The sequence below is a fragment of the Mucilaginibacter pineti genome, assembly GCF_900101875.1.
GTDB lineage: Bacteria > Bacteroidota > Bacteroidia > Sphingobacteriales > Sphingobacteriaceae > Mucilaginibacter > Mucilaginibacter pineti.
Genome location: NZ_FNAI01000006.1, coordinates 353,505 through 365,061, shown reverse-complemented (window position 1 = coordinate 365,061; position 11,557 = coordinate 353,505). Strand labels below are relative to the sequence as shown.

8 protein-coding genes are annotated in these 11,557 nt (G+C 42.1%); 5 read left to right on the top strand and 3 right to left on the bottom strand.

The window, feature by feature from the left end; genetic code table 11:
• Positions 1–297: 297 nt before the first annotated feature.
• The 3 genes from BLS59_RS15540 to BLS59_RS15530 all read right to left on the bottom strand — a co-directional run bounded on the left by BLS59_RS15540 (position 298) and on the right by BLS59_RS15530 (position 2,306).
• Positions 298–591, bottom strand: a complete 294-nt coding sequence (locus tag BLS59_RS15540) for a response regulator (protein ID WP_091150205.1) — start codon at positions 589–591, stop codon at positions 298–300.
• A 189-nt stretch (positions 592–780) separates the two neighbouring features.
• Positions 781–1,497, bottom strand: coding sequence for a pirin family protein (locus BLS59_RS15535; protein WP_091150203.1), 717 nt, complete (start codon positions 1,495–1,497; stop codon positions 781–783).
• A gap of 224 nt (positions 1,498–1,721) precedes the next feature.
• A complete protein-coding gene (locus tag BLS59_RS15530; protein WP_091150201.1) occupies positions 1,722–2,306 on the bottom strand; it encodes a Crp/Fnr family transcriptional regulator in 585 nt (194 codons plus the stop codon).
• A gap of 330 nt (positions 2,307–2,636) precedes the next feature.
• On the opposite strand from BLS59_RS15530, the gene BLS59_RS15520 reads away from it, so the two are divergent.
• The 5 genes from BLS59_RS15520 (at position 2,637) to BLS59_RS15500 (ending at position 11,536) form a co-directional block, all read left to right on the top strand.
• Entirely contained in the window at positions 2,637–3,803 is a 1,167-nt protein-coding gene (locus BLS59_RS15520; RefSeq protein WP_091150198.1) for a glycoside hydrolase family 172 protein, read from the top strand.
• A gap of 42 nt (positions 3,804–3,845) precedes the next feature.
• The gene (gene fucP / locus BLS59_RS15515) at positions 3,846–5,126 is read left to right on the top strand and encodes an L-fucose:H+ symporter permease (protein ID WP_091150196.1); all 1,281 of its coding nucleotides are present in this window, start codon (positions 3,846–3,848) and stop codon (positions 5,124–5,126) included.
• Between the two features lie 25 nt (positions 5,127–5,151).
• A complete protein-coding gene (locus BLS59_RS15510) occupies positions 5,152–5,940 on the top strand; it encodes an SDR family oxidoreductase (RefSeq protein WP_091150194.1) in 789 nt (262 codons plus the stop codon).
• 429 nt (positions 5,941–6,369) lie between these two features.
• Positions 6,370–7,974 carry a DUF6377 domain-containing protein gene (locus BLS59_RS15505; RefSeq protein WP_162842650.1) on the top strand — a complete coding sequence of 535 codons (1,605 nt, stop codon included), beginning with the start codon at positions 6,370–6,372 and terminating at the stop codon, positions 7,972–7,974.
• Positions 7,975–8,392: 418 nt separating this feature from the next.
• Positions 8,393–11,536, top strand: a complete 3,144-nt coding sequence (locus BLS59_RS15500) for a SusC/RagA family TonB-linked outer membrane protein (RefSeq protein ID WP_091150192.1) — start codon at positions 8,393–8,395, stop codon at positions 11,534–11,536.
• The last annotated feature ends 21 nt before the right edge of the window (positions 11,537–11,557 follow it).

Here is an 11,557-nt window from a genome sequence, read left to right as displayed (position 1 = left end):
CAGAGCCGATGGTACTGCGGTAAAACGTGGGAGAGTAGGTCGGTGCCCAATCTTAAATCAAGCCCTTGCTGGAAACAGTTAAGGGCTTTTTTTATGCAATATAATTTCCAGCTCATCATTAACTCATTGATCTGCTAATCCTTCATCCACCCCTATCACTATTTACCTCACCGCACTACCAAATATCTCCGCCCTACAATGCAATAAGTTGTAAGGCATTTTGCCACAAGTTGTAACCCAATAAAAAAGGGATGTATATAGATACATCCCCTTAAATAAGAGTTAAAATTAATATTCCTATCTCAACGCCTCGTAGATCTCGGCACTTAGCAACCCGCTACCACCCCCATAGTGCTGCACTATTTTAATATCTGGATTAACGGCTTTAAATTGTATGCATAGTTCGGTTTCCGATGCTTCATCAACACCGCCGCCCAACAGTACCAGTTTGAACTGTTGGTTTGTAAATGCTGATATGGCTTCCTCGTTGGTAATGCAGCCGGTGGCATTCCATGCTGGGTTGTTGTTTACCAGGCGCACTACTGTTGCCAGTATTTCGGGATGGCGGCCTATTACTAATATTTGTATCATGTTGTATGTTTTACTCCCACCTAAACGGGGAAGCCTCACCTAAATCCTCTCCAAGGGAGACGACTTTGATCGGCTTGTTAAATAGCCCTCACCCAACCCTCTCCAAAAGAGAGGGCTTTGATTGGCTTGTTGATTATATTTAAACTTTTGTTTTGATCATCTGCACATTTGAAATCTGTAATCTGCACATCAAATAATCATCGGTACATCCATCAGCAAAAACTCTGCATCTGTATTTGCTGTAATATCGAATTTATTGGTATCCCAGATACCAAAGCCGTCGCGGGTGTTTAATGTTTGGCCGTTAATGATTACTTCGCCACTTAGTATAAAAGCGTAAACGCCGTTTCCTGCTTTTTTGATAGTGTATTCGGTACTGATGCCTTTGTCGAACTTGCCCAAATGAAACCAGGCATCCTGGTGAATCCATACACCGGCATCGTTGGCATTGGGTGAAAGAACTTGCTGCAGTTTATTATGACGATCGGCCAGGTCAAGCGTAAGCTGATCATACCGGGGTTCAACGTTCTTTTTGTTTGGATATAGCCAGATTTGCAAAAACTTTACGCGTTTATCGCGGTCGTTATTGTATTCGCTATGGTAAATGCCGGTTCCGGCGCTCATGGCCTGGATATCGCCATTTTTAATTACGGCCACATTGTTCATACTGTCCTTATGTTCCAGATCGCCTTCTAACGGAATGGAGATAATTTCCATGTTATCATGCGGGTGTTTGCCAAAGCCCATTCCTGCATCAACGGTGTCATCATTCAGTACACGCAGCGCGCCAAAATTCATCCTTTCGGGATTATAGTAAGTGCCGAAGCTAAATGAATGGTAGCTGTTTAACCACCCATGACTTGCATGACCGCGGGTATCGGCCTTATGTAATGTTGTTTGTGCCATTGTTAAGTTTCCTTTTATATAATAAAGGTATGGCTAATACAATGGAGGGTACTTGATGTAGATTAAGAAAAGAAGCCTCACCTAAACGGCGGAGCCCTCATGTAATAATCCTCTCCAAAGGAGAGGACTTCTCCTTGCATGGTGCAAATGGGAATAGTTGAATAGGTATTAGTTGATCTAAGGTTATTTTCAAATGATTCACATAATCAACCACTCACCAATTACTATCTCTTCCTCACCATCACGCTTCTCATCCTGCTGAAAAATTCGGGGGTTACGCCAATGTAAGATGCTATTTGTTTTTGCGGCAGATGATCTATCAGTGTAGGGTATCGCTTGCAAAAATTGTTGTACCGCTCTTCGGCGGTAAGGCTAAGGCTGTCTATCAATCGCTGCTGACTGGCTACTAATGAGTTTTCTACCAGCACCCTGAAAAAATGCTCAAACTTGGGAATTTGCAGGTACAGCTTTTCCTGGTTCACTTTAGATAGCAGCAGCACTTCGGTATCTTCCAGTGTTTCAATATTAAGGATGCCTGGCTTTTGCGATATCAGGCTGTACATGTCGGCAATCCACCAGCCCGGTGGGGCAAAGCTCAGCACATGTTCAATGCCACTTTTATCAACCGTGTAGCCCCTTAAACAACCACTGGTAACAAATATGGAATATTTGCAGATATCGCCATCGGTAAGCATAAACTGTTTACGCTTTATGGTTTTTGATTGCAGATAGGCGGTAAAAATATCCTGCTCATCATTTGTTAAATGAATGTGCTTGGCAATGTTGTTAAGGATAAGACTGAACGGCATACTGCAAAAATGTATTTTATTTTGATGATGAGCACTGTTATGTTCAATAATATTGTTTTTGGGCTGATGTTTCTTTTTTTAATAAATGTAAATTAGCTTTTATGAGCATACCGGTAATGGCAAATTTGCCTGTAATTATACATAGGCAATGCCAAAATAAAGGTATGTTATGCTCATATAACGGGATAGATAAAAAGAAAATTATTGATATGATTGTGAGTTGCTTTAAACGTAAAGTGTTTAAACTAACCTTGCAGACAAAACACACCGTAATTCATTAGCCAATGAGTGCGTTACGGCCAATTACTAATTATAACCTTTATGTTGAAGATGAAAAATTATGTTTTAGTAAGCTGCATGTTTATTCTTGCCACAACATCGGCATTTGCACAAAAGTTTAATGGGTTGGATGTAGGCCTCGGTAATTTGTACCGCTTGAGCGATGCCAAAACACGATCGATAAGTCCGGAAAATTTTACGGGCGAAAAGGGCAAGGGCGGTATGGCTACAACCGGTACAGGCCAAGGCGCATCGCGCGAACTGGGCCAAACCTGGAAAGTGAGCCCAAGCGTGGTCATAAAAAAACATACCACTTTTACCATTGCCGAAATTAATGAATCGGGTGCTATACAGCACATCTGGATGACACCGACCGGCAACTGGCGTTACAGCATACTCCGTTTTTATTGGGATGATGAAACCACACCCTCGGTTGAAGTGCCGGTAGGCGATTTCTTTTGCATGGGCTGGGGTAAATACTCGCCGTTGCAATCGCTGGCCGTGGCCGTAAATCCGGGCAGTGCGTTTAATTGCTACTGGCCTATGCCTTTTCGCAAAAAGTGCCGCATCACTATGGAAAACATCGACGATAATGATATGGTGCTTTATTACCAGGTTGATTATACACTTACCGATGTACCGGATGATGCTGCTTATTTCCACGCGCAATTTCGCCGGGTAAACCCATTGCCTTATAAAAAAGATTTTGTTTTGGTAGATAGCATTAAAGGAAAGGGCCAGTATGTGGGTACTTACCTGGCATACGGTTCCAATAAAAATGGCTGGTGGGGTGAAGGAGAGATCAAATTTTTTATGGATGGCGATACCAAATTCCCAACCATAAACGGTACCGGAACCGAGGATTATTTCTGCGGATCATATGATTTTGATACCCATCATAAGGATGCTAATGGCAAGGAAGAAGATAAAACAGAATACACCGAATTTTGCAGCCCTTATAGCGGTTTGCCGCAGGTGATCCGTGGCGATGGCCATTATAATGTAGCACAACGTTTCGGCTTGTACCGCTGGCATATTGTGGACCCTATACGCTTTGAAAAAAGCCTGAAGGTAACCATCCAGGCTTTGGGCTGGCGACAAGGCGGGCGATATATGCCGTTACAGGATGATATTGCTTCAACCGTATTCTGGTACCAAAGCGGGCCGCATACGCCGTTCCCTAAACTGCCGTCAAAAGATGAACTTGAAGTGAACTAACGAATTTATAAACCAATAAAACCTAAATAATAAAACCCAATTATGTCAACAGACAAAAAGCTCTTCGCAGTAGGCCTGATAACTTCCTTATTCTTCGTATGGGGGTTTGCATTGAATTTGAACCCTATCCTTATCCCTCACTTAAAAAAGGCCTGTCAGTTAACTGATCTGCAATCTTCATTGGTTGATTCTGCATCATACATAGGCTATTTTGTAATGGCAATACCCGCAGGCTTATTTATGAAGAAGTTTGGTTACAAAGGAGGCATTATATTAGGGCTAACACTTTGTGCCGTAGGTGCATTTTTGTTTTATCCTGCGGCATCAGTACGCAGCTATGCGTTTTTCTTGTCTGCTTTGTTCATCATAGCGTGTGGTTTGGCTTTTCTGGAAACTGCGGCAAACCCTTATATAACGGCTTTAGGTGACCCGGAGAGTGCAGCATTCCGGTTAAATTTTGCTCAATCATTTAATGGTTTGGCTGCCTCTGCTGCTCCCTACATTGGAGGGATGGTAATTTTATCGGCTACAAGTTTAACCGCCAAACAGGAAAGTACCATGTTGCCTTCACAATTAAATGAGTATTTAAATAAGGAAGCATCAACTGTTCAGGTGCCTTTTTTAATTATTGGCGCGGTAGTACTGATATTGGCCGTAGTACTATACAAAACGTCTTTACCAGAAATTGTAGAGGAGGAAGAAGATAGCATCGTAGCCTTAGCCGAAAACTCCTTTTCAAAGCGGCTTACATCTTTATTTAAAGAAAAAAACCTGATGAGAGGCGTATTAGCGCAGTTTTTTTATGTGGGGGCACAGGTATGTGTAAGTAGTTTCTTCATCCGGTTTGCTGGCAGGGTTGCAGGTATAGAACAACAACTGGCTTCTAAGTTTTTAGCTGTTGCGTTGGCTGGTTTTATGGCCGGCAGGTTTATAGGTACTTTTTTAATGAAATTCATAAATCCTGTTAAACTTTTGGCCATTTACAGTATTATAAATATTTTCCTTATTGCTTTAGCGGTAGTGCTGCATGGGAAATTCTCTGTTTATGCGCTCATGGGAGTAGAATTTTTTATGTCTATCATGTTTCCAACCATATTTTCATTAAGCATAAGAGGTTTGGGCGCCAAAACAAAACTGGGTTCGTCATTAGTAATTATGGCAATTGTAGGGGGGGCTGTTTTTCCGCCGATATTGGGTTTAGTATCGGACATTACTAATATACAAATCGCTTATTTGGTACCTGCGGCTTGCTTTGTTTTCGTGTTTTATTTCGCGATGAAAAACTTCAATGCAAAGCCGGTAAAACTTACGGTAGCCCACTAATAAAAATTGAATAATATATACTACAATGGATTTAGGACTTACAGGTAAAGTAATTATAGTAACAGGCGGTGCAAAAGGGATAGGCGAAGGCATTGTAAAAACGCTGGCAAAGGAGGGCGCTATACCGGTTATTGTGGGGCGAAGTGAAGAGGATAATCTTCAGGTTGTACAAGCTATTGAAGCCGATGGAGGTAAAGCTTTCCAGGTAGTGGCAGAGCTTACTGATCCCAAGGCCAGCGAAAGCGCAGTTAACGCGGTAGTGGCCCAATATGGCCGGATAGATGGTTTGGTAAACAATGCCGGTGTGAACGATAGCGTAGGTTTAGAAACAGGTAACCACGAAGCATTTATGGCATCGTTACAAAAAAACCTGGTTCATTATTACCTCATGGCACATTACGCGCTGCCCGAACTAAAAAAATCGCAAGGGGTGATACTTAATATCGCGTCCAAAACTTCGGTTACGGGGCAGGGCAATACGTCGGGCTACGCGGCTTCAAACGGGGGCAGGCATGGGCTTACACGCGAATGGGCTGTAGAATTGTTAAAATACGGCATCCGTGTAAACGCAATAATCGTGGCCGAATGCTGGACGCCACTATATGAAAACTGGATAAAAACCTTACCCGACCCCGGCGCTAAGCTTAACGAGATAGAATTAAAAATACCATTGGGCAACCGCATGACCACAGTTGAAGAAATTGCCAATACCACTGCTTTCCTGTTATCGCCAAAATCAAGCCATACCACGGGGCAACTTGTTTATGTAGATGGTGGCTATGTACATTTAGATAGGGCACTGGCAAACGCGTAGTCAACTCACCCCGACATCGCTGCGCTCGTCACCCCTCTCTCCGGCTTCGCCGCATAGAGGGGGGTGCAGTATGTATATTAAAATAAAATATAAAAAATTCCCCGCCCTCTTTCCGGCGAAGCCGGAGAGAGGGCCATCGCACGAAGTGCCGGCGGGGTGAGTCGTACCCTTGGTTAGTTTGCATCATGTCCGAATCGAAATATACTATTCAAAGCCGCACAATTCATACAAGAGCCGCAATTATGCGTCTCTACAATAAAATAAGACAGACGTTTCCCTTTCGTAATATTCCCTTCAATATCCCCTATCCATATTAACTTATTTTTATAATTTTAGACTATGAACCATTTGCGTGGTTTGTACTGTTATAACCAATTATAAAATCCCGAAACCTTAGCGGCTGCAAGCCCTTAATTGCTTCTTTTAAATATGAAGAAAAGTTTACTTGTAATTTCTTTCTTGTTATTGATGTGCTCGTGTGGTTGGGCCCAAAGTTATGATAGCCTTTTAACCCAACTCAACAACGTGCTCGACAAAAAGCAGGATTACGACGCGGGTAAACTTAACCGTATTGAGCAATTAAAAAAGGAGCTTACCAATGCCGATAATCCCGACCTTAACCTCAAATACCGGGTATTCCTGAACTTATATAACGAATATAAATCGTTCAATTATGACGAGGCTTTTAACTATGCCCAAAAATTACAGCAGGTAGGCCACCTGTTGAACGATCCCGAAAAGATAGCATACAGTCGTATTAAGCTGGGGTTTATCCTGTTGTCATCAGGCATGTTTAAGGAAACCTTCGATTCGTTAAAGACCGTAAATGTTAAATTGCTGGATAACGAAGCCCGCAAAGAGTACTACTACTTAACCGCCCGCACCTATTATGACCTGGCCGATTTTGACAAGGATAATTACTACACCCCAATTTATAACAGTCGTGCCGAAAAATATATCGATTCGGCCAATTCGCTGAGCAAAAGCAGTTCGTTCGAGTATATCTATTATAATGGTTTAAAGTTTCTTAAAAGTGGCAGTATTGATAAAGCCATCTCAAATTTAAAACTGCTTATTGATAAGTATAAGTTAACCGACCATCAGTTTGCCGTTACTTCATCTACCCTCAGCGATATTTACATTCGCAATAACCACCCGGAAAAGGCCATTGCCCTGCTTATTCAGGCTGCCATAGCTGATGTTAAATCGTCAACAAAGGAAGCTGCTGCCATGACCACCCTGGCACAATTGCTTCACCAGCGCGGCGATGTTAAGAATGCCTATATGTACATAAAGCAGGCCATGAACGATGCTGTTTACTATGGGGCACGGCAGCGTAAGATACAGGTAGGGGCAATTTTACCCATCATAGCCGGCGAGCAAATAAGCTATGTAGAGCAGCAGCGTAAGGTATTGTTCTTTTACGCTTCGCTGCTTACGGTGCTGGCCATTATTGTGGTGGTGTTTGCAGTTATCATTTACAAACAGCTGCAAAAGTTAAAACTGGCAGATAAGGTTATCCTCGAGGCCAACCATAATTTGCAGGAAAGCATCAATAAATTAAACGAAGCCGATAAAATTAAGGAAGAATACATTGGTTACTATTTTAACCTCATAGCTGAATATATCAACAAACTGGATAAGTTTAAACGCTCGGTTGATAACAAACTTACCACTAAACGCTATGATGATATCCGTTTGCTGGTTAATAACATCAACCTTACAAAAGAGCGCGAAGAGCTGTTCATCAATTTTGATAAAGCTTTCCTCAAGATTTTCCCCAATTTTGTTGCCGATTACAATGCTTTGTTCTGTGAAGAGAACCGCGTAAAGCTTTTACCCAACCAGTTACTAAATACCGACCTGCGGATCTTCGCACTGGTGCGGCTTGGCATTAGCGACACCGAAAAAATTGCCCATATCCTGGAGTATTCTGTAAATACCATTTACAACTACAAAGCCCGTATCAAGGGCAAATCAAACATCAGTAATGATGAATTCGAGCATAAAATTATGGCCATAAAAGCCATATAAACCCATGTCAGCTTATTTTTTTGTTATATAAGGTTTATATTTTTCAGTTCCACAATAGTTAATATGTAATTGATTGTCAGATTGTTATATTATATATACTCCCAACTTGTTTATATTTTGTTTTTGAAACTTGCTGTAAACGTATTAATCCCCTCTCTTTGATATTGTAATTGTGCCGCAGCCAATACAGTTTGGTGCCGCCAATTTATAAACCAATTACCTGTTTAAGTTTTTTTATTGTTATGAATATGTATCAAAGATCAGGGCGATTATTGAAGCGCTTTTTTGTATGCGATTTATTTTGCCCCAAAAGTGCCGGGAGCTTATCGGCCGTTAAAGCCCGGTTATTTTCCGGCTGACAAAAATCCTTCAAACTACCAATCACTAACCAAATCAAAAAAATCTAAATCAAACTATTATGTATAAAAAACAATTACTACAGAAATTACTTTTTTGTCCTTTGTTTTTGCTGCTATCCCTGGCCTCCTATGCACAGGTATCAGTTTCGGGCAAAATCACCGATGGGCAAGGTGCCCCGCTTCCCGGCGTTAACATTACCATAAGCGGCACAACCAAAGGAACCATCTCCAACGCAAAAGGCGATTATACCATAGCGGTTGATAACAGTACAGCAAAACTGGTGTTCAGTATGTTGGGCTATGTTAAGCAGGAAATAACCGTAGGCAGCCAAACCAGTATCAATGTTACCCTGCTTGAAGATCAGCGCCAGCTGAACGAAGTTGTGGTAGTAGGTTACGGTACCCAAAAACGTAAAGATATTACAGGTTCCATAGCTTCCATTAAGGGCGATATATTTAAAAATCAACCTATAACCAATCCAACTGAAGCATTACAAGGCAGAGTAGCAGGCGTGGATATTGTTAAAAACTCAAGTGCGCCAGATGCTACGCCAACCATCATTATTCGCGGGGTAGCTTCATTACATCAGCCCAACCCGCTTTACATTGTTGATGGTGTAAGGGTACCCGATGGCAATAACATAAACGTACAGGATATAGCATCAATAGATGTATTGAAAGATGCAGCAGCGGCGGCCATTTATGGTTCGGCAGCGGCGGGCGGTGTTATTTTAATTACCACCAAGAAAGGTAATTCAGATAAGCCGGTTATCAATTTCAGCGCACGTTATGGTATCACCAAACCAAAACTTATAAAACTGCTGGATAAGAATGATTTTATAAAATTACAGAACATCCTGCACCCTACCTATTTTAACGAAGCCAACGGAACACCTAAAGCAGGCATTGATACCTTAGCCAATACCGACTGGGTAAAAGCCTTGTACGGCGATGCTTATGAGCAAAACTATAATTTATCTATCTCGGGTTCATCGCCTATTGTAAACTACCTGTTATCGGGTTTTTATAACGATCAAAAAGGAATCTACATTAAAAACTACTCCAATATAGCTGGCTTACGTATTAACACCGATTACAAGCTGAGCAGCTTTTTAAAAGTAGGCGAGCAGATTGCCTTTTCGCAGCGTAAAACTTCGCCGCCTGTAGGTTCAGAAGCACAGCTGCATAATGCGCCTTTCCGTACGTTACCAATTATTCCGGTTTATGATAAATACGGTCAGTTTGGGATAGTGCCGCAAGGCTACGGGCAGGTATCGCAGTTTGGCGGCCCTAACCCGGTTGGTACAGCTCACTTTGCCGACGCGCAGAACTTTAAAAATAACCTACAAACAAATTTTTATGCAGAAATTAAACTGCCGCTTAATTTAAGCTTCCGCAGTAATTTCAGCTATAATTATTACCTGGAGAACCAGGATTATTTCCAGGATAAATTTTCAATAGGTAAAGTAGGTATCGGTACCAACTCGCTTACCAAATCTGAAATTCAAAGCACCCAATTGTTAACCAACTATGTACTTACTTATGATCAAAGCTATGGTAAGCACCACCTTAACGTAATTGCCGGTTTTGAACAGATCATTAACAAGTACAACAACATTACCGGTATTGAAAGCTCAGTAGGCTTGCCAGGTTACTCATTCGTACAAACCTCCGGTTCAAACTTAACGCTTAATGGTCACTATGATCCAAACGGACTCATAAAATCTGAATTTGCAAGGTTGAACTATAACTTCAACGGCAAGTATTACATCTCGGGCTCAGTAAGGCAGGATGAAAACTTTACCACCTTCGGTCCTGACCGTCAGAAAGGTACATTCCCAGCCGTATCCGCAGGGTGGAATATCAGCGAGGAAGGTTTCTTCAAAGCTATTCCGGTTATTAACCTGTTAAAATTACGTGGCAGCTACGGTTCATTGGGTAATAGCAATATTGGTCAGTATTCATTTGTATCTACCTATAGCCAGTTTTTGGCCAGCCAGGGCATAGCTTCAGGCGCGCAGAATTTTTCTCCGGGCGGTCCGCTGGTGATTGCCAATTCAATTAACGCAGTACCAAACCCCGCATTACATTGGGAAACCGTTACCGAAACAAATATTGGTTTAGATGGAGAAGCCTTTAACGGCAAGCTTTATTTTACCCTGGAGTATTTTAACAAAAACACCAAGGATATGCTTTACGGCATACCATTATCGGTAAGCTCGGGCTTTACGCAGCCTTTCCTGGCCAATGTGGGCAGGGTGAATAACAGGGGTATTGATATCATGGTAGGTTTCAAAAATCAATCGGCCAATGGTTTTGGTTATGACATTAGCGCTACCGCCGGTTTCAATAAAAACAAAGTTACCAAGCTCGATGGCGTTGCTACCAGCAGCATACAGGATGGTTTTAACTACTACAGCTTTGGCGATGCCGGGTTTAGTGCCACACCAAATCAATCGCTTACTATTACTAAGGCAGGTTTGCCATTCGGTTCATTCTACGGGTATAAAGTATTGGGGATTTTTAAAACAGACGCCGAAGCCGCAAATCAAAAGGTTGACGGACACGTAGCCCGCGCTGGCGATCTGCACTATCAGGACCTTACTGGTGATGGCAACATTACCGATGCCGACCGCCAGGTGTTAGGCAACCCTAATCCTAAACTGGTGTACGGTTTAAACATGCGCTTTAACTATAAAGGGTTTGATGTAGCCATGTTGTTTAACGGCGTAGCCGGTGTGCAATTATACAATGGTGTTAAAGCCTATACCCAGTTCCCTTTTTCTGATGGTAACACTACAAGCCAGATCTTTGGCGCGTCGTTTTTGGGCAGCAACGGCCTTACTTCGCAACCGCGTATTGGTGTAATTGATAATACAGGCATCACAGCTACCGATCAAAATAAAAATTATTCATCGGTTAACAGCTACTTTGTGGAAAGCGGTAATTACCTGAAGCTTAAAAACCTGCAAATTGGTTACAGCTTCCCGGCGCAAATGCTATCACACATAAAAGTTAAGGGGGCAAGGATCTTTGTAATGGCCAATAATGTGTTCACTATTACCAAATACACCGGTCTTGATCCCGAGCTGGGCTTTGCTTCATCGCCTACAGGCTATGGTGTAACAACCCGCGGTATAGACCAGGTTTCGCAGTATCCGCAGGCCCGTATCTATTCAGCAGGTTTAGATCTAACTTTTTAATGCTAACCATCAAAATTTACC